Consider the following 17,287-nt stretch of genomic DNA (forward strand, 5'->3'; position numbering starts at 1 on the left):
CGCCGTGCCGCCCGCGCGGGACTTGCACCCGCCGGGCGGCACGGCCATGTGAGGGGGAGATGGCCAACGACCTCCCCACCGGCGCGGGCGTGACGCTGGAACCGCTGGTGACGCGCGTGCTGGCCCCCAATGCCTCGGCCTACACCCACACCGGCACGCAGACGCATATCGTCGGCGCCGACGACGTGGCGGTGATCGATCCCGGTCCCGCCGACCCCGCGCACCACGACGCGCTGCTGAGGATCATCGCCGGGCGGCCGGTGCGCGCGATCCTGATCACGCATCATCACCGCGATCACTCGCCGGGCGCGATCCGGCTGGCGCGCGACGCCGCTGCGCCGATCGTCGGCTGCGCGCCGATCGTGGTGCGCGAGGAAGGCGAGCAGGCCGATGCTGCGTTCGACGCCGGTTACGCACCCGATCGCGTGCTGGCGGAGGGCGAGCAAGTGACCGGGGCGGGCTGGACGCTGGAGGCGGTGGCGACGCCCGGCCACACCGCCAATCATCTCGCTTTCGCGCTTCCCGAGACGAAGGCGCTGTTTTCCGGGGACCATGTGATGGGGTGGGCGACCAGCGTCGTCTCGCCGCCGGACGGCGACATGGGCGACTATATGGCGAGCCTCGAAAAACTGCTGCTGCGCGACGACCGCGTCTATTATCCCGGCCACGGCGACGCGGTGGCGCGGCCGCAGCGGCTGGTGCGCGGGATGCTGGGGCACCGCAAGCAGCGCGAGGGGCAGATCCTGCGCCTGCTGGCGGGTGCACCGCACGCGGTGTCGGGGCTGGTCGAGCGCATGTACGTCGGGATCGATCCGCGGCTGGCGGGTGCGGCGGGGCGATCGGTGCTGGCGCACCTGCTCGATCTCGCACGGCGCGGGTTGGTGATGCAGGAGGGGGACACATGGCGACGGATCGTCTGACCGGGCTCGGACGGCTGTTGGTGTCGCTGGCGATCGCTGGGGCGATCGTGGTCGCTACCTTCGCCGGCTATCGCTACTTCACGGAAAGATATGCCATCGCCACCGACGACAATGGCGTCGCGGTGGCGCGCGTCGTCGCGGGGCGGCTGTATGGCAGCAACGAACTGCGCGTCAGCCATCTTTCGGGCACCGTCCAGTCGACCGCTGCCACGACGCGGATGTGGGGCTGGCTGAAATACGTGCGGCTCATCAAGGCGCCGTACGACGTCGACTATTTCGTCCCGCTCGGCGCGCTGCGTCCGCGCGACTTCCGCTACGATGAACGGCGGCGGACGTTGCTGGTCGAGGTGCCCGACGTCACGCTGGGCGCACCCAATATCGACGAGAGCCGCGTCACCGTCGATACCACGTCGGGCTTCATGCCGTCGCGCACCGCGATGGCGGAGTTGCAGAAGCGCGTGTCGGCGAAGGCGACGACCGTCGTCGCGGCGAAGGCGCGCGAGCCCGAGAACATGCGCAAGGCGCGCGAGAACGGCCGCACCGCGCTGGAGCGACTGTTCGAAGGGACGCTGGAGGCGGCCAACCTGCCGGTGCGCGTCGAGGTACGCTTCGCGGGCGAGCCGCGCCCCGACAATCGCGACCGTTGGGACATGACGCGCTCGCTGGAGGAGGTGCTCGGCAACGCACATTGACGGGCGTACACTGAACCGCTTGATTGCGCGCCGCGGGCGGGCCATCTGCTCAGCCATGGAACAGCCGACGAACCTCGCGGGCCTCGACCTGCGCGCCGAGATCGACCGCCTCCGCAAGGAGCGCAACGCCGTGATCCTCGCGCATTATTATCAGAAGCCCGAGATCCAGGATCTGGCGGACTTCGTCGGCGACAGCCTCGACCTCAGCCGCAAGGCGCAGGCGACCGATGCCGACGTGATCGCGTTCTGCGGCGTGCGGTTCATGGCCGAGACCGCCAAGATCCTGTCCCCGCAGAAGACCGTGATCCTGCCCGACATGGACGCAGGGTGCAGCCTGGAGGACAGCTGTCCGCCCGATCAATTCGCGGCGTTCCGCGCGCAGCATCCCGATGCGATCGCGCTCACCTACATCAACTGCTCGGCGGCGGTGAAGGCGCTGAGCGACGTGATCGTCACCTCGTCGTCGGCCGAGGCGATCCTCGCGAAGATTCCGGTCGACCAGAAGATCATCTTCGGGCCGGATCGCAACCTCGGCGGCTATCTGGCGCGCAAGACCGGGCGCGACCTGATCCTGTGGCCCGGCGTATGCATCGTCCACGAGGCGTTCAGCGAAACCGAGCTGCTCAAGCTGCGCGTGCAGCATCCGGACGCGCCGATCGCGGCGCACCCGGAATGCCCGGCGGTGATCCTCGACCACGCCGATTATGTCGGCTCGACGCGCGGCATTCTCGAATACGCGTATGCCATGCCGGGCGACACGCTGATCGTCGCGACCGAGCCGCACATCATTCACCAGATGGAAAAGGCTTTGCCGGGCAAGACCTTCATCGGCGCGCCGGGGGCGGACGGGAACTGCAACTGCAACATCTGCCCGTACATGGCGCTCAACACGATGGAGAAGCTGTACGTCGCGCTGCGTGACCTGAGCCCGCGGATCGAAATGGAAGAATCATTGCGGCTGCAGGCCAAGAAGAGCCTCGACGCAATGCTGGCGATGGCGAGCGCCACCGTCGGGCAGGGCGACCTCGGACCGGCGAAGGTGACGGGCGACTGAAGCTTCGCCGTCCGTGATCGCGATGGCGCCGGTCTGCGGGCCGGCATCGCGGCGGGAGTGGGGCTGCCGCGGTACGCGATCTTTCGCGGCGCTACGCCTTCAATGCCGAGGCTCTTCATAGCGGGCGTATGGTGTGAACGGCTGGAAGTCAGCGCGGCCGCATTCAATCGTGCTGACCGCACCCCTTCCGCTCGATCGTGGCAGTGGTTACCACATCACCATGCACCGCCTGATCCCGCTCGCGCTCGCCCCCGTCGTCCTCGCCGCTGCGCCGGCCGCGGACCCGTATCTGTGGCTGGAGGACATCGAGGGCACCCGTGCGCTGACGCAGGTGAAGGCGTGGAACGCCGAGACCGAGGCGCTGCTGACCAAGGACCGGCGATACGAACAGGACCGCGCGCGTGCCAAGGCGATCCTGGATGATAAGGCGCAGATCGCGGATGCCGATGCGGTGCTGGGCGACCGGGTCACCAACCTGTGGCGCGATGCGAAGAATCCGCGCGGGCTGTGGCGTATCGCGGCGCTGGATGGCTATGCCGCGGGCAAGCCGCGCTGGCGGACGCTGATCGATGTCGACGCGCTCGGCAAGGCGGAGGGCAAGAGCTGGGTCTGGCACGGCGCGAGCTGCCTGGAGCCCGATTACGCGCGCTGCCTGGTACGGCTGAGCCCGGGCGGCACCGACGCGCAGGTGGTGCGCGAGTTCGATATGACGACGGGGCGCTTCGTCGATGACGGCTTCGTGCTGCCCGCCGCGAAGAGCGATGTGGCGTGGGTGGATCGTGACACGTTGCTGGTCACGACCGATTGGGGGCCGGGCTCGCTGACCACCTCGGGCTATCCGCGGATCGCCAAGCTCTGGAAGCGCGGCACCCCGTTGGCCACCGCGACGACCGTCCACGAATCGCCGGCCACCGCGGTGGAGGTGAGTGCGGCGTCGTTCGTCGATGCCGATCGGCGCTGGCCGGTGGTGAGCGTCGGGCACACCTTCTTCGAACGCGAGTTGCTGGTGCAAGATACGAGGGGCAGGTTCGTGCCGTTGGGGCTGCCGAAGGGCGCGGACGTGGTCGACGTGATCGGCGGGCGCGCGGTGGCGAAGCTGAACGAGGCGGCGGATGGCTTCCCGGCCGGCGCGCTGGTCGCATGGTCGCTGCCGGAGATCGTCGCAGGACGCCATCCCAAGGGCGAACTGGTGATGGTGCCGGGCGAGCGGCAGGCGATCGAGGAAGTCTCGGCGAGCGACGGCGTGCTGTGGGTCAAGCTGCTCGACGACGTGTCGGGGCGACTGGTCGGCTTGCGGCGGCAGGCCGACGGGCGCTGGGCGCCCACGCCCGTCGCGCTGCCCGACAACAGCACGCTGCATCTCGGCGCGACGGCGGGCCAGCGCAACGCGGCGTTCGTGACCGTCGAGGGGATGCTGACGCCGCCGACGCTGTTCCTGGTGCGCGCGGACGAGGCGCCGCGCGCGGTGCAGGCATTGCCGGCGCGCTTCGATGCGACGAAATACCAAGTGGTGCAGCGCTTCGCGACGTCGCGCGACGGCACGCGGGTGCCGTATTTCCTCGTCACGAAGAAGGGTGCGACCGCCCCGGCCCCGGCGCTGATCCATGCATATGGCGGGTTCCGCAGCGCGCAGACGCCGACCTACCTGACCGGGCAACCGTATCGCGCCGGGCCGCTGGCGCTGTTCTGGGTCGAGCAGGGCGGGGCATATGTGCTCGCCAACTTGCGTGGCGGCGGCGAATACGGGCCGCGCTGGCACCGTGCGGGGCTACGCGAGAAACGCCAGAACGTGTTCGACGACCTCCACGCCGTCGGTGACGACCTCGTGCGGACGGGCGTGAGCGCCAGGCGGCGGATCGCGATCTCGGGGCGCTCGAATGGCGGATTGGTGGTCGGCGTCGCGATGCAGCAGCGCCCCGACCTGTACGGCGCGGTGATCGCCGGGTCGCCGCTCGAGGATATGCAGCGTTATGCGCAGCTGTCGGCGGGTGCATCGTGGATCGACGAATATGGCGACCCCGAAAAGCCGGCGGACTGGGCGTTCATCCGCAAATATTCGCCGTACCAGAACGTAAAGGTGGGTGTCCGCTATCCGCCGGTGTTCTTCTATCTTTCCACCAAGGACGATCGCGTCCATCCGGGACATGCGCGCAAGCTGGCGGCGCTGCTGAAGCAGAACAGCAACAGTGTGTATTTCCACGAATATCTGGAGGGCGGGCATTCCGTCGGTGCCGACCACGCCGAAGATGCACGGCGCGCGGCGTTGCTGGACGCGTTCCTGCGCCGCGAACTGATGGGCAAATAGCCACGCGTCCACACGCGCGGCGGTGGCGTCACACCCGCGTGTCGTCCGCCAGCACGCAATGTGCGCCGGTCTCGACCTGTAGCGTCGCGTGACCGATCCCGAAGCGTTCGTGGAGCATCGCCTGCGCGTCGTGCAGGAAGGTGTCGCCGGGGTGACCGGCGGGAATCGCCAGGTGCGCGGTCAGGCCCGGCTCGGTGGTCGACATCGGCCATATATGGAGGTCGTGGACCGTGGCGACGCCCGGCAGCGTGGCCAGCGCCTCCTTGACCCGATCGTAGTCGATCCCGCGCGGCACGGCGGCAAGCGCCATCTCCACCGTCTCGCGCAGCAGCCCCCAGGTCTGCCAGAAGATCACCACCGCGATGACGAGGCTGGTCAGCGGGTCGATCCATGCCTTGCCGGTCAGCCAGATTACAATGCCCGCAACGACGACCCCGGCCGAGACCAGTGCGTCGGACAGCATGTGGAGATAGGCGCCGCGGACGTTGACGTCGCCCTTTCGGCCGCGCGCAAACAGCCACGCGGTCACCGCGTTGACGACGATCCCGAGCCCGGCGACCGCAGACACGTCCAGCCCGGCGACCGCCGGTGCATCGCCGAAGCGCTGTACCGCTTCCAGCCCGATCGCGCCGATCGCGACCAGCAGCAACAGTGCGTTGGCGAGCGCGGCGAGGATCGTCGAGCTCTTCAGGCCATAGGTGAAGCGCTTCGACGGCGCCTTGCGGGCCAGCGCCGCGCCGCCCCAGGCGACCGCGAGCCCCAGCACGTCGGACAGATTGTGCCCGGCATCGGCAAGCAGCGCGACCGAGCCAAACAGGAATCCGGCGCTCGCCTCCGCGACGACATAGGCGAGGTTGAGCGCTATGCCGATGGCGAAGACGTGGTCCCAGCGCTCGGGCGGGGCGGCATGGACGTGGCCGTGCGCATGGCCGTGCCCGTGGCTATGCCCATGGCCGTGCCCGTGGTCATGTCCGTTATCCTGGTGATGATGCCCATGCCCCATGCGCCGCCTCTATCATCGAAGCTTCCCCGAGGGGAGAGGTCACCGGCGTGTGGCGAACCAGATAACGTGGGTCGCGCCCTTGCCATTCTCGCGGGCACGGACCTTCACTTCTTCTACGTCGAACCCGCTGTCGCCCAGCCTGCGTGCGAAGCGCGGATCGGGCGCGGCCGACCACACGGCGAGCACCCCGCCGGCGCGCAGCGCGCTGTGCGCCGCGGCAAGACCGCGCGGGCCATAGAGGCCGTCATTGCCGGGGCGGGTCAGGCCGTCGGGTCCATTGTCGACGTCGAGCAGGATCGCGTCGTAGCGTCGCGCCGCGCTGCGGATCGTCGCACCAACGTCGCCGATCACCAGCGCGACGCGCGGATCGTCGAGGCAGCCGTCGGCCAGCGCTGCCATCGGGCCGCGCGCCCATTCGATGATGCCGGGCACCAGTTCGGCGACCGTGACGCTGGCGTCGGGGCCGAGCTGCGCGAGCACCGCGCGGAGCGTGAAGCCCATGCCGTAGCCGCCGACCAGCAAGTGTGGGGCGGGGCGATCGGCCAGACGGTCGCAGGTCATCGTCCCGAGCGCAACTTCCGAGCCGCTCATCCGCGTGCTCATCAGCTCGTTGCGCTCGAGCACGATCATGAAGTCGGCGCCGCGCCGGAACAGTCGGAGCGGCGGGCCATCCGGCACCTCCGCCACGCCGACCAGTTCGGGGCGGATCACTTCTTCTGGCGGGCCTTGCGCGCGGCGTAGCGCGCGTCGCGTGCCGCCTTCAGCTCCGCCGCGGTCGGCAGAACCGGCGGACGCTTCGACGCCGCGGCGGCCTCGGCCGCGGCCGTCGCCTCGGCAGCGGCCTGTACGCGGGCTTCTTCCTTGGCGGCCTTTTCTGCGTCGATCGCAGCCTTGCGCTGCGCACGCTTGTCGGCCTCGGCGGCTTCCTTGGCCTCGCGTGCGGCAAGGCGCGCGGCGACTTCGGCGGGATCGGGGGCGGCCTTGTTCTTCAATGCTTCGAGCGCGCGCTGCTTCGCGTCGCGAGCTGCCGCGGCGCGTTCGTTGAAGTCGGGGGCCTTGTAACCTGCCATGCCGGGATGGTCTCCTCTGGGGGTCGAACGGCCGCGAACGGCCAATAGCACAACGGCCCCGCATCGCTGCGGAGCCGTCGGGAAAGCTGGTGAGCCTAGCCGCTACACCGTCGGCCGCAGGCAATACGCGGATGTGCCACGCGGCGCAACCGCTTTATCATCCGGCGTCGAGCGCGAGCCGTCCCAGCGACGGGTCGTCGGTGAAGAACGCGTCGACGCCCAGCGCAATGTAGCGGCGCATTTCGGCGACGGAGCCGGCCGGGTTGCGCGCGCTTTCACCGGCATCGTTGCGGAAGTCGGCCGCGAGGAAGCGGTTTTCGGGCCGAAAGGTCCATGGGCAGACCTGCAGGCCCGCGGCATGCGCGTCGGCCACCAGCGTCGTCGCGGCGGCAAGCCGCCCGTCGGCGCCGAGCGGGATCAGCGCACGGGTGTTGGGCGCGATGACGTCCGCATAGCGTGCCATCTCGCGCAGCCCGGCAGGGGTGGTCATCGTGCGGTAATCGAGTGTGCCGCCGTTTTTTGCGACGTCGGCGGGATGCTGCGCGGGGTCGCCGATCAGCTGGACGAGCCGGACGTTGCCGCCCTGCGGCAGCTTGCCGCGGAGGTAACGCAGGTTTGCGACCTCGAAGGACTGCACCTGCACCGGATGGCGGCGCGTGTACGCGTGCGCGGCGAGCAAGGCGAGGAAGCGATCCTCGACCGGCAGGCCGACGCCCGCGAAATAGGTGGAGTGTTTCAATTCGGGGACCAGCCCGATCGTGCGCCCGCGCGCCGCGGCTTCGGCGGCGGTGAAGTCCGCGATCTCCTCGAACGAGACGATCTGGAACGCGCCGTCGTAGCCGCGGCTTTCGGGTCGGATCGCGCCTAGCCGTTCCTTCGCACGCAGGGTCTTCAGCTCGGCAAAGGTAAAGTCCTCGGTGAACCAGCCGGTCTGCGCCTCCCCGTCGATGGTCTTGGTCGTGCGCCGCGCTGCGAAGGCGGGATGGTCGGCGATGTCGGTGGTCTCGGCAATATTGTTCTCGTGCCGCGCCACCAGCACGCCGTCCCTGGTGGGAACCAGATCGGGTTCGATGAAGTCGGCGCCGTCCGCGATCGCCTTGGCGTAGGCGCCGAGCGTATGCTCGGGGCGGAGCGCCGAGGCGCCGCGGTGCGCGAACACCAGCGGCTTCGGGCGGACCGGCGCCGCACCGGCGGTGGAGGCCACCCCCAGTGCGACGGCAGATCCGATGGCGGCGCGGCGCGTCATCACGGTCAGAAGCCGGCGCTGAGCGTGACGAACGCCTGGCGCGGGGCGAGCGGGAAGAAATTGTACGTGCCCGACGCCGCAGCGATGCTGAGCGTCGATGCCGCACGCTTGTCGGTGATGTTGGTGACGTTCACGCTGACGTTCAGCTTCTTGGCCAGCCCTTCGCCGGAGACGGGCAGGTCGAAGCCGACGCGGCCCGACAGCGTGAAATAGCCCGGCACCTTCAGGTCGTTCGTGAACGTGGCATAGCGCTGTCCGATATAATCGCCGATCAGCTGCAGCTCCAGCCCGTCGCCGCTGAGCGTCGCCACGGTCTTGTTCAGCCATTCCGGCGAGCCCGGCACCTTCTTGCCCGCGGTCGGCACCACTGTCTGCGCCGCACCGACCGTATAGTCATCGGCATAGCGGGAGTTGTTGTAGGAAAGCGCATTGTAGAGCGAGAAGCGGTCGCCGAAGCGCAGCGTCGCGGCTGCGTCGACGCCGTCGGTCTTAACGCTGCCGACATTGGCGATGATCGGTGCGCCGCTGATGATCGCGGTGATCGTCTGCGTCGGACTGATCGCGAGCAGCCGGTTCGAGAAGTCGACGTGGTAGTAGCTGATCTGCCCCTCGAATCCGGTCAACGGCCCGAGATCGAGCGCACGGCGCGTGCGGATACCGCCTTCGTAGGTCCAGCTCGTCTCCGGCTTGGCGTTATCCTTGAAGAACTCGAACAGCGTCTGGCTGCCGAGCGCGAACGGCGACAGGCCGGCGGCGGCGCTGGTCTGGAATTGGCGGATGTTCTTCTGCGCGTTGACGAACACCTGCTCGTGGTCGGTCGCGTCCCACAGGACGCCGGCCTGCGGCAGGAACCATTCGTCGGTGTTGATCCGCCCGACCGGCAGTTCGCGCGAACCCGAGAACGAGCCTGGGATCGGCTGCACCGGCACGCGCTGGCGCGCATGCTGGAACGTGCTTTTGAAGCCGGCCTGGAGCGTCAGCGTGGGGATGACCCTCCACGCGTCCTGGATGTGCGCCTGGATCTCGGTGACGCGGATTTCGCTGCCGTATTGCGTGATCAGCGGATCGGCGAGGTCCAGCGGGCGGTCGTAGGGCGAGGACGGGTTGGCGACGTCCAGCGCATACCAGCGGCGATACGCCGACGAGCTTTGATGTTCGTACCAGCCGCCCAGCTCGAACGTGTGATTGCCGAGCTCGGCGCGCAGCGTGGAGATTCCGCCGACCCGGTCGATGCGATATTCGGTGGTGCGGGTCGCGAGGCCCGAGCCGCCGAAGATCGTCGAGAGACGTGCGAGGTTGGTCGGCGCGGTCGGGCTGCTGCCGGCCACGCCGGGGTAGTAGAAGGAGAAGAGCTGCGGCAGCCCGGCGACGGTGATCGGGCCGGCGACGATGCCGACGCCGTCGTTGTGGTGGAAGTACGCCTGGTTGGAGAAGGTCACGCGATCGGTGACGTTCCAGTCGTACTTGACGTAGCCGAGGTAATCGGTGCGCAGCGCGGCGCTGTAGTAGTTGCTGTAGTTCGCACCCGACGCGGCATAGCTGGCGGCGTTGTTATAGGGCAGGCGATTGGCGAGATACGCCTGCATTCCGGTGAAATCGGGATACAGGAACGGCCGGATATACGGTTGATAGGTCTGCGACGCGGAGACGACGGTGGCGTCCTCGTTCGGTTCGGCCTTGTCGGAATAGGCGAAATACGCGGTCAGCTTGCCGTTGGCATCGTCGTGGACCAGCTTGGCATTGGCCTGCCAGCCTTTCTGATAGCCCTCGAAATCCCACGCCCGCGCGCGCTGGCGCACGCCCGACACGTAGAAGCGCGTGTTCTGGCCGATGTCCCCGCTATCGACGCGGACGTAGCTGCGCGTCGCGTCGTAGCTGCCGACGGTCTGCGCCGCGGAGATACCGAAGGTGGCTTTCGGATCGCTGGTGAAGGTGTCGATCGTCCCGCCGAGGTTGCTGGTCGAGGCGGTGCCGAGGTCGCCCGCGCCCGATGCGAGCAGCACGCGCCCGACGTTTTCGGAAATGACTGCGCGCTGGGGGCTCAGGCCGTTGTAATTGCCGTATTGCTGGTCGCCGAGCGGCACGCCGTCGAGCGTGTAACCAAGCTGTTGCGCGTTGAAGCCGTGCACGAACAGCGAAATATTCTGCTCGTTGCTACCCCACGGATCGGCGGTCAGATAGGTGACGCCGGGCAGCGTCTGCAGCGCCTTTAGCGGGCTGATACCGGGCAGGATCTTCTGGATCTCGGTGGAGGTGATCTGCGCCACGGAGCGTGTCGCGGTGCCGGTGACGACGATGTCGTCGCCGGGCGTCGCGGCGGCGTCGGTCGCCGCGGCCGCATCGGTGGGGGCCGGCGTGGTGGCGACGTTCTGCGCGCGTGCGGGCAGGGGCAGCGCGAGGGCGAGCGGGGCGACGCCCGCGATCAGGAGATGACGCATCTTGAGGTACTTTCGCGAGGAGAAGATCACAGGCCGGTACGCAGCGAGACGAAGAACTGCCGCGGCGCGCCGGCGAGCAGGGTCTGGTTGTCGCCGCTGGCGCCATAGCCGTTCGAGCCGATGGTCGAGACGTAGCGCTTGTCGAGCAGGTTGGTGGCGCTGCCCTCGATCCGGACGCCGTGTAGGCCGCCGAGATCGCCGATCGTGTAGCCGATCGTGGCATCGACCAGCACCCGGTCGCCGACCGACTGGTCGTTGGTATAGGTGAAGTAGCGCTTGCTCATGTAATCGGCGCCGACCCGGGCGACGAAGCGGCCATCGTCGTAGACGACCTCGCCCTTGGCCATGTGGCGCGGGCTGTCGACGACGGTCCGGCCGCGGGTCGCGGTGACGAGCGCACCGTCAGCGCCCAGGACGTTGTCCTTATATTGCGAGTGGTTGTAGGAATAAGACGCGAAGATCGAGAGCGGGGCCGCGATCTTGTAGAGTGCCGTCGCCTCCGCGCCGTAATTCTCCACGCCGCCGACGTTCTGGAGCGTCACCGGATTGCCGACGATGCCCGCGCCGCTGGTCAGCGCGAGCAGTCGGTTGGTGAAATCGACGTAATAGCCCGCCAGCGATCCCTGGAACCCGCCGGCGCGAAAGCGCAGTCCGGCCTCGGCGGTCTTCGACTTTTCCGGACGCAGGCGGTCGCGGATCGTGTCGAACCCGGCTTGCGTCGTGGCGAACGGCGAGGTGCCGACTGCCGCCGCGGTGAAGGCGCGCATGTTCTCGGTATAGTTCACGAACACCTCGGCCGCGCCGAGCCCGTAGACTGCGCCGACCTGCGGCAGGAACCAGTCGCGTGCCGAAATCCTGCCGGCGGCCAGCCCGCTGGCCACGATCGGCGTCGCCTGGTTGGTGACCTCGTACCCCTTCCAGCCGCCATTGATGGTCAGCTGACCCAGCGTCAGGCGATCGCTGACGTAGTACAGCTTGGTGTCGGTCTGGAAATCGGCGTCGAACTGCGTGGCAAACGGGTTCTTCTGGAAACCGAGCACATTGCGCGAGAGCGTCGACTGGTTGGCCAGGCCGTAGAAACGTCGCGCATTGCGGAAGCTGTTCGATTCGTACCAGCCACCCAGCTCGAGATGATTGGCGCCGGTCTCCACCTTCAGCCGCGCGATCGTGCCGCCGCGGGCGATGTCATATTCGGTGGTGCGGATCGACAGCGGTGCCCCGCCCGGCGTGCCGACATACGGCGTCACCCACACGCCCTGGCCGTGGTTGTCGTGGTAATAGCCGGTCATGGTCAGCGTCACTGCCTCGGTCAGCGGCGCATCGAGCGTGATCCCGGTCAGGTAATCGCGGCGCAGCCCGGCGGCGTCGTAATAGGCATCGTCGACCGTGGCATAAGGCGACGGGAAGGTCAGTCCGGCGGTTGGATAAGGCAGCGCGGCGGTCGCCGAATCTTTGCGGGTCCGCTGGTTGCTGTAGATTTGCGCGAACTGCAACGCGCGGGCGTAATCGGGGGCGAGATTGTCGGAATCATAGCCCAGCCGCCGGATCATATCGAGGCTGAGATCCTGATAGTCGTTCTCGCGCCGGTCCGAGAAGTTGAAGAAGGCACTGATCGAGCCGCGCTCGCCGATATCCTGCACCAGCTTGGCGTTCGCCTGGTGCTGGCGCTGAACGCCGTCGCCCTTCCACTTGCCGGCCTCGAGATAGCCGTAGCTCAAATACCCGCGCAGCCCGCCGCCGGTCAGGTCGCCGCTGTCGACCCGCACGAACCCGCGATAGGTGTCGTTCGAGCCATAGGTGCCCGACGCCGCGATCCCGAACGCGTCGGACGGCCGTCGCGAGAAGAATTGCAGCGTCCCGCCAAGGTTGGACGTCGATGCCTCGCCCAGCGCGCCGGCGCCCTGCGCAACCGTAGTGGCGCCGACGTTCTCCGAAATGATCGCGCGGCTGATGTGCAGGCCGTTGGCGTTGCCGTAGCTCATGTCGCCCAGCGGAATGCCGTCCAGCGTGAAGCCGAGCTGGTTCTGGTTGAAGCCGCGCAGACTGATGCGGCTCGACCATTCGTAGGCGCCGAACGCATCGGCGGACTGGAAATTGACGCCCGGCAGCTTCGCCAGCGCCTTCAGCGGCGTGGTCCCGGGGGTGAGGCGCCCGAGATCGGCGGCGGTGATCGTCTGCACCTGCCGTGCCTGACCGAAGCCGAGTACGACGACTTCGTTGCCCTCGGTCTCGGTCGGCGCATCGGCCGGCGCAGGGGCGGAGGCGGGGACGGGGGCATCCGCGCTGGCGACGGGTGCGACGGGCACATCCTCGGCCTGTACGGGAATGGCGGTGATGGCGAGCAGCGCACTGCCGGGGAGCAGCATCGAACGAAGCATGATCTCGGTTTCCCTTTGACGCCGCGTCTCTTTGGCGCGGCCTTGCCGATCCCCCTGCGCGCCGCTGTTTGCGGGCGCATGACCGTTTGGTTGCCGGGGTGTGACGGTCGCGCGGCGGTTTCGTGACGGCACCCGGCAGGCAGTCTCGTGTAGGCCGCCTCGTGGCGGCGGGGACGACGGCGGCGCGAGCGTAGCGGTTGGTGCCGCTACGCTTGCAAACGGATCAGGCCATCACGTTTCGGCCGCGCGCAACCGTGGCGGTGTGGCCGATCGTCGCGGCGGGCGTGTGCTTCAGGATCGTGTCGACCATGATCCAGTCGTTGCGTACCGCGTCGGCGGCGAGCGTCAGCGCCATGTAGCCGCGGCGCGCGGTGTCGCACCATTTCAGCTCGCAATTCGTGCGTACCAGGTCGGCGGCGATGCGCTTCGGATCGTAGCTGGTCGCACTTTCGAAGCCGGGGGAGGTGACGCTGTGCCCCGCGAACTCGACAGCGGCGGCATGGTCATCGTGCGCAAGGTCGTATGCCCAGGCATTGTGGCTGTCGCCGGAGATCAGCACGGTATTGCCGCCGAGCGCCTGCGCCTGTCGCAGGAAGCGCGTGCGCGCGGCGGGGTAGCCGCCCCAATTGTCGACATTGAACGGCAGGCCGACCGCGGCGGCGGCGATGCCGTTCCGCACATAGCTGCTGCCACGGTCAGTGCTGCCGCGCATCCACGTCGCGGCATCGGCCGGCATGTCGGTCTGCCCCATGATCGTGCCGAAGCCGACCACCTGCCATGTCCGACCGCTGCGCACCGAGGCGGCGAGCGCGTGATCGAGCCAGCTTTCCTGTTGCCAGCCCATCATCGTCGCGCCCGGATCCTGCCATGCGCCATCGCGGAACGCCCGCAGCGCGGCGGTGGGATCGGCGGACCTGAAGAGGCCATCGAGGTCGGGCTGCTGCGTGCGGCCGAGCAGGCGCGTCTCTGTGCGGAACAGCGTGGCCAGCGCGCCGATGTCATAGGCCTTCCACGGCTCGTCGGACACCGGCATCCACTCGCGATACGCCTGGATCGAGGCGGCGCGGCGCTGGTTCCAGTCGCCTTCGGTGGCGGGGTCGTGATTCTGCGCGCCCCCTTCCCAGCTGTCGTTGGCGCTTTCGTGATCGTCCCATTGCGCGATCATCGGCAAGCGCGCGTGCAGCCGCTGGAGGTCGGGGTCGGCGCGGTAGCTGGCGAAGCGCTGGCGATAGTCGACAAGGTGGACGGTCTCGGCCAGCGGCATCGGCAGGCGGCCCGGGATCGTCTCCTTCGCCGCGGGATAATGGTCGGGCGAATATTCGTAGAAATAGTCACCGAGGTGGACCGCGCAATCGAGGTCGTCGCGCGCCGCCGCATGGGCATAGGCGTTGAACCAGCCGTAGCCGAGGTTCGAGCACGAGAAGATCGCCGCCCGCCACGTCCGCGTTCCGTCGGCGGGCAGCGTGCGGGTCCGCCCGATCGGCGAGCGCGTGCCGTCGGGTGCGACGAACCGGAACCAATACCAGCGATCGGGCGCGAGCCCGTCGGCGGTGAGCTTGACGGTATAGTCGCGCCACGGGCCGGTGATCTGCGCGCCGGCGGGCCGCGCGCCGCTCATGTCCGGTTGCTCCGCGATCTCGGCCGTCACCTCGCCCGCGCGGCCGCCGGGGATCACGCAACGCGTCCACAGCAGCACCGAGCCGGCCGCGGGCTCGCCGCTGGCGACGGAATGGGTGAAGCCGTGTTCGGCTACCCCTCCGGCGGCGAACAGCGGGCTGGCGGCAGTCAGCGCGCCGGCGCCGACGAGGAGGGAGCGGCGATCGATGAGCACAGGCGGACTTCCCGGAAAGGTCGCGAACCCGCTGCGCTTGGGCGCGGTTTGTGCAGCCTTCATGACAGCAGGCGAACCGGTCGCGCAGTCGTGCGTTGGCGCGGTTCCCTCCCGACATCCTTATGGTGATCGATCGTGCGCAAGTTCCTCGTCGCCCAGAGCGAAACCCCCGACGAGCGCGAAGCGCGGCGCGCGCGCACCGGTCAAAGCTCGGGCGAGACCTATGCCGACACGTTGCGCGAACTCGACGCCGCGGCCGACATCGAGATCTGTCAGCCCGCGGACGCGGACTCTCCGGTGTTCACCCCCGACGAACTGGCGTGCTTCGACGCGGTGTTCCTTACCGGCTCGCCGCTGCACGTCTATGACGACAGCCCGGAAGTGCGGCGGCAGTTGGCGTTCATGCGCGCGGTGTTCGCGTCCGGCACGCCGTCGTTCGGGTCGTGTGCGGGGTTGCAGGTGGCGGTAGTGGCCGCGGGCGGCAGCGTCCGCAAGATGCCGGCGCGGATGGAGGCGGGCCTTTCGCGGCGGATCGTCGCGACATCGGCAGGTCGCGAGCATCCGCTGCTTGCCGGGCGGCCGACGACGTGGGACGCCCCGGCGATCCATGGCGACGAGGTGGCGACACTTCCCGACGGCGCGACGCGACTGGCCGGTAACGACGTGACGCAGGTGCAGGCGGCGGAGATCCGTTTCGACAAGGGGGTGTTCTGGGGCGTGCAATATCACCCCGAGCTGTCGCTGGAGGAGATCGCGATCGCGCTGCGGCGGCAGGCCCCTGATCTGGTCGAGGCGGGGCTGGCGGACGACGAGCGCGAAGTCGAGGAACGCGCCGACGTCATGGAGGCGTTGCATCATGCGCCGCAGCGGCGATCGCTGCGCTGGCGGTTGGGGGTGGATGGCGAACTGGCTGATCAGGACGGGCGGCGGCGCGAGATCGTCAATTTTCTATCGGCCTTGCCGACGATCGACCGGCGCGGCGCGCGCTAGTTCGGGTTCTAGGCGGGAGTTCGGGTTCTAGGCGGGTCGCTCGCCGATGCCGCGGCAGCGGTCGGAGCAATATTTCACCGCCTCCCAGTCACGGGCCCATTTCTTGCGCCACGCGAACGGACGGTGGCAGCTTGCGCAGATTTTCTCCGGGAGATGCGGTTTCCTGTGCGCCATCCCCGCCCAACCCTTGCGGGGGGTGGTAGGGTCCGGTCACCGTGCGAACGAATGTAGATGGTCGCGCGAAATGCGGTAGGCTGTCGGGAATCGATAAAGGCAGGGGATACGGAATGATGCGCGTGGGAGCGGATGGGCCGGGGCGGCGAGCGGTGCTGGGTGGCCTGGCAGGGGCGATGCTGACGGGGTTTGCTGCCGATGCCTTCGCGGCGCGGGTGAGGCGGCTGACGCCCGCCTTCGACCGGATCGTCGCGCCGGGTACGCCGGTGGAGGTGATCGCGACCGGCATCAAATGGGCGGAGGGTCCGCTGTGGGTGCCGCAGGGCGGCGGTTATCTGCTGTTCTCGGATCCGCCCGCCAATATCGTCCGGCGCTGGTCGCGGTCCAAGGGGACAGCGACGTTCCTGTCGCCGTCCGGGGCGCCCGGCGCCGACCCGGCGATCTATCGCGAGCCGGGTGCGAACGGACTGGCGCTCGATCATGGCGGGCGCTTGCTGATCGCGAACAGCGGCGGCCGCTCGATCGATCGCGTCGACCTGACGAACAAGCGCCGTACGGTGCTGGTCGACCGCTACAAGGGGAAGCGGTTCAACAGTCCCAACGACATGCATGTCGCCCGTGACGGCGCGATCTGGTTCACCGACCCACCCTATGGCCTGAAGGGCGAGGACGCCTCCCCGGCGCGTGAGCAAGGCATCAACGGCGTCTATCGCTGGCGCGAGGGCGGCGAAGCGGTGCTGATCGACGGCTCGCTGTCGCGCCCGAACGGTATCGCGCTGTCACCCGACGAGCGGCGGCTTTACGTTACGGTGTCCGACGGCGCCGATCCGCGCGTGATGGCGTACGATCTGGGCCGCGACGGTATGCCCACCGCGTCGCGGGTGCTGGTATCGGCCAAGGCGGCGCATGATGCGGGCAAGCCGGGGCTGCCTGACGGGATGAAGGTGGCGCGCGACGGCACGCTCGTCTGTTCGATGCCGGGCGGGATCGCATTCCTGACGCCGGAGGGCGAGCCGATCGGGATGATCGAGACGAACGTGTCGGCCGCCAATGCCGCGTTCGGGGAAGGCGGTCGCGCGCTGTTCCTCACCGCGTCGGATCGCGTGCTGCGGGTGGCGCTGCGCCCTGGCTGGCAGGGGTGATACGGATCGGGGTTGATCTCCCACTGAATCGATGTACATTCACG

14 protein-coding genes are annotated in these 17,287 nt (G+C 68.5%); 6 read left to right on the top strand and 8 right to left on the bottom strand.

Annotated elements, in window-relative coordinates; genetic code table 11:
• Positions 1 to 59 precede the first annotated feature (59 nt).
• From SPHPHY_RS0103450 to SPHPHY_RS0103465, 4 genes are all read left to right on the top strand, one after another.
• A complete protein-coding gene (locus SPHPHY_RS0103450) occupies positions 60 to 920 on the top strand; it encodes an MBL fold metallo-hydrolase (RefSeq protein ID WP_022685310.1) in 861 nt (286 codons plus the stop codon).
• Positions 902 to 1,612, top strand: a complete 711-nt coding sequence (locus SPHPHY_RS0103455; protein WP_022685311.1) for a DUF4230 domain-containing protein — start codon at positions 902 to 904, stop codon at positions 1,610 to 1,612. The genes SPHPHY_RS0103450 and SPHPHY_RS0103455 overlap by 19 nt, the downstream gene beginning before the upstream one ends.
• Positions 1,613 to 1,667: 55 nt before the next feature.
• Positions 1,668 to 2,666: a quinolinate synthase NadA gene (gene nadA, locus SPHPHY_RS0103460; RefSeq protein WP_022685312.1), complete on the top strand. Its 999-nt coding sequence runs from the start codon at positions 1,668 to 1,670 to the stop codon at positions 2,664 to 2,666.
• A gap of 220 nt (positions 2,667 to 2,886) precedes the next feature.
• Positions 2,887 to 4,971, top strand: a complete 2,085-nt coding sequence (locus tag SPHPHY_RS0103465) for a prolyl oligopeptidase family serine peptidase (RefSeq protein WP_028056445.1) — start codon at positions 2,887 to 2,889, stop codon at positions 4,969 to 4,971.
• Positions 4,972 to 4,999: 28 nt separating this feature from the next.
• Here the strand turns inward: SPHPHY_RS0103465 and SPHPHY_RS0103470 are convergent, their stop codons facing one another.
• From SPHPHY_RS0103470 to SPHPHY_RS0103500, 7 genes are all read right to left on the bottom strand, one after another.
• Complete coding sequence (locus tag SPHPHY_RS0103470) at positions 5,000 to 5,974, bottom strand: cation diffusion facilitator family transporter (RefSeq protein WP_022685314.1); 975 nt, start codon at positions 5,972 to 5,974, stop codon at positions 5,000 to 5,002.
• A 39-nt stretch (positions 5,975 to 6,013) separates the two neighbouring features.
• Positions 6,014 to 6,685, bottom strand: a complete 672-nt coding sequence (locus SPHPHY_RS0103475) for a spermidine synthase (protein ID WP_022685315.1) — start codon at positions 6,683 to 6,685, stop codon at positions 6,014 to 6,016.
• Positions 6,682 to 7,044 (bottom strand): DUF6481 family protein, encoded by a 363-nt coding sequence (locus tag SPHPHY_RS0103480; protein ID WP_022685316.1) that lies wholly within the window; start codon positions 7,042 to 7,044, stop codon positions 6,682 to 6,684. Before SPHPHY_RS0103480 ends, SPHPHY_RS0103475 begins: the two co-directional genes overlap by 4 nt.
• Before the next feature lie 157 nt (positions 7,045 to 7,201).
• The gene (locus SPHPHY_RS0103485; protein ID WP_043130416.1) at positions 7,202 to 8,290 is read right to left on the bottom strand and encodes a glycerophosphodiester phosphodiesterase; all 1,089 of its coding nucleotides are present in this window, start codon (positions 8,288 to 8,290) and stop codon (positions 7,202 to 7,204) included.
• 5 nt (positions 8,291 to 8,295) lie between these two features.
• A complete protein-coding gene (locus SPHPHY_RS0103490; protein WP_028056447.1) occupies positions 8,296 to 10,728 on the bottom strand; it encodes a TonB-dependent receptor in 2,433 nt (810 codons plus the stop codon).
• A gap of 26 nt (positions 10,729 to 10,754) precedes the next feature.
• Positions 10,755 to 13,106, bottom strand: coding sequence for a TonB-dependent receptor domain-containing protein (locus tag SPHPHY_RS0103495; protein ID WP_028056448.1), 2,352 nt, complete (start codon positions 13,104 to 13,106; stop codon positions 10,755 to 10,757).
• 223 nt (positions 13,107 to 13,329) lie between these two features.
• Positions 13,330 to 15,000, bottom strand: a complete 1,671-nt coding sequence (locus tag SPHPHY_RS0103500) for an alkaline phosphatase D family protein (protein WP_022685319.1) — start codon at positions 14,998 to 15,000, stop codon at positions 13,330 to 13,332.
• 72 nt (positions 15,001 to 15,072) lie between these two features.
• Here SPHPHY_RS0103500 and SPHPHY_RS19075 point away from each other — a divergent pair, with 72 nt between their 5' ends.
• A complete protein-coding gene (locus SPHPHY_RS19075) occupies positions 15,073 to 15,927 on the top strand; it encodes a type 1 glutamine amidotransferase (RefSeq protein WP_022685320.1) in 855 nt (284 codons plus the stop codon).
• Positions 15,928 to 15,954: 27 nt separating this feature from the next.
• On the opposite strand, the gene SPHPHY_RS21170 is transcribed toward SPHPHY_RS19075, so the two are convergent.
• Positions 15,955 to 16,101: a DUF2256 domain-containing protein gene (locus SPHPHY_RS21170; RefSeq protein WP_081645217.1), complete on the bottom strand. Its 147-nt coding sequence runs from the start codon at positions 16,099 to 16,101 to the stop codon at positions 15,955 to 15,957.
• A 113-nt stretch (positions 16,102 to 16,214) separates the two neighbouring features.
• Between SPHPHY_RS21170 and SPHPHY_RS0103510 the strand changes: the two genes are divergently transcribed.
• Positions 16,215 to 17,243, top strand: a complete 1,029-nt coding sequence (locus SPHPHY_RS0103510; protein ID WP_022685321.1) for an SMP-30/gluconolactonase/LRE family protein — start codon at positions 16,215 to 16,217, stop codon at positions 17,241 to 17,243.
• Positions 17,244 to 17,287: the final 44 nt, after the last annotated feature.

Source organism: Sphingomonas phyllosphaerae 5.2 (assembly GCF_000419605.1).
Classification (GTDB): domain Bacteria; phylum Pseudomonadota; class Alphaproteobacteria; order Sphingomonadales; family Sphingomonadaceae; genus Sphingomonas; species Sphingomonas phyllosphaerae_B.

What these genes read in the sequence shown, in the direction of transcription:
- SPHPHY_RS0103500 (WP_022685319.1), bottom strand. Translation starts at nt 15,000, where the DNA reads ATGAAGGCTGCACAAACCGCGCCCAAGCGCAGCGGGTTCGCGACCTTT.
- SPHPHY_RS0103465 (WP_028056445.1), top strand. Translation starts at nt 2,887, where the DNA reads ATGCACCGCCTGATCCCGCTCGCGCTCGCCCCCGTCGTCCTCGCCGCT.
- SPHPHY_RS0103480 (WP_022685316.1), bottom strand. Translation starts at nt 7,044, where the DNA reads ATGGCAGGTTACAAGGCCCCCGACTTCAACGAACGCGCCGCGGCAGCT.
- SPHPHY_RS0103495 (WP_028056448.1), bottom strand. Translation starts at nt 13,106, where the DNA reads ATGCTTCGTTCGATGCTGCTCCCCGGCAGTGCGCTGCTCGCCATCACC.
- SPHPHY_RS0103490 (WP_028056447.1), bottom strand. Translation starts at nt 10,728, where the DNA reads ATGCGTCATCTCCTGATCGCGGGCGTCGCCCCGCTCGCCCTCGCGCTG.
- SPHPHY_RS0103470 (WP_022685314.1), bottom strand. Translation starts at nt 5,974, where the DNA reads ATGGGGCATGGGCATCATCACCAGGATAACGGACATGACCACGGGCAC.
- SPHPHY_RS0103455 (WP_022685311.1), top strand. Translation starts at nt 902, where the DNA reads ATGGCGACGGATCGTCTGACCGGGCTCGGACGGCTGTTGGTGTCGCTG.
- SPHPHY_RS0103450 (WP_022685310.1), top strand. Translation starts at nt 60, where the DNA reads ATGGCCAACGACCTCCCCACCGGCGCGGGCGTGACGCTGGAACCGCTG.
- SPHPHY_RS21170 (WP_081645217.1), bottom strand. Translation starts at nt 16,101, where the DNA reads ATGGCGCACAGGAAACCGCATCTCCCGGAGAAAATCTGCGCAAGCTGC.
- nadA (WP_022685312.1), top strand. Translation starts at nt 1,668, where the DNA reads ATGGAACAGCCGACGAACCTCGCGGGCCTCGACCTGCGCGCCGAGATC.
- SPHPHY_RS0103510 (WP_022685321.1), top strand. Translation starts at nt 16,215, where the DNA reads ATGATGCGCGTGGGAGCGGATGGGCCGGGGCGGCGAGCGGTGCTGGGT.
- SPHPHY_RS0103485 (WP_043130416.1), bottom strand. Translation starts at nt 8,290, where the DNA reads ATGACGCGCCGCGCCGCCATCGGATCTGCCGTCGCACTGGGGGTGGCC.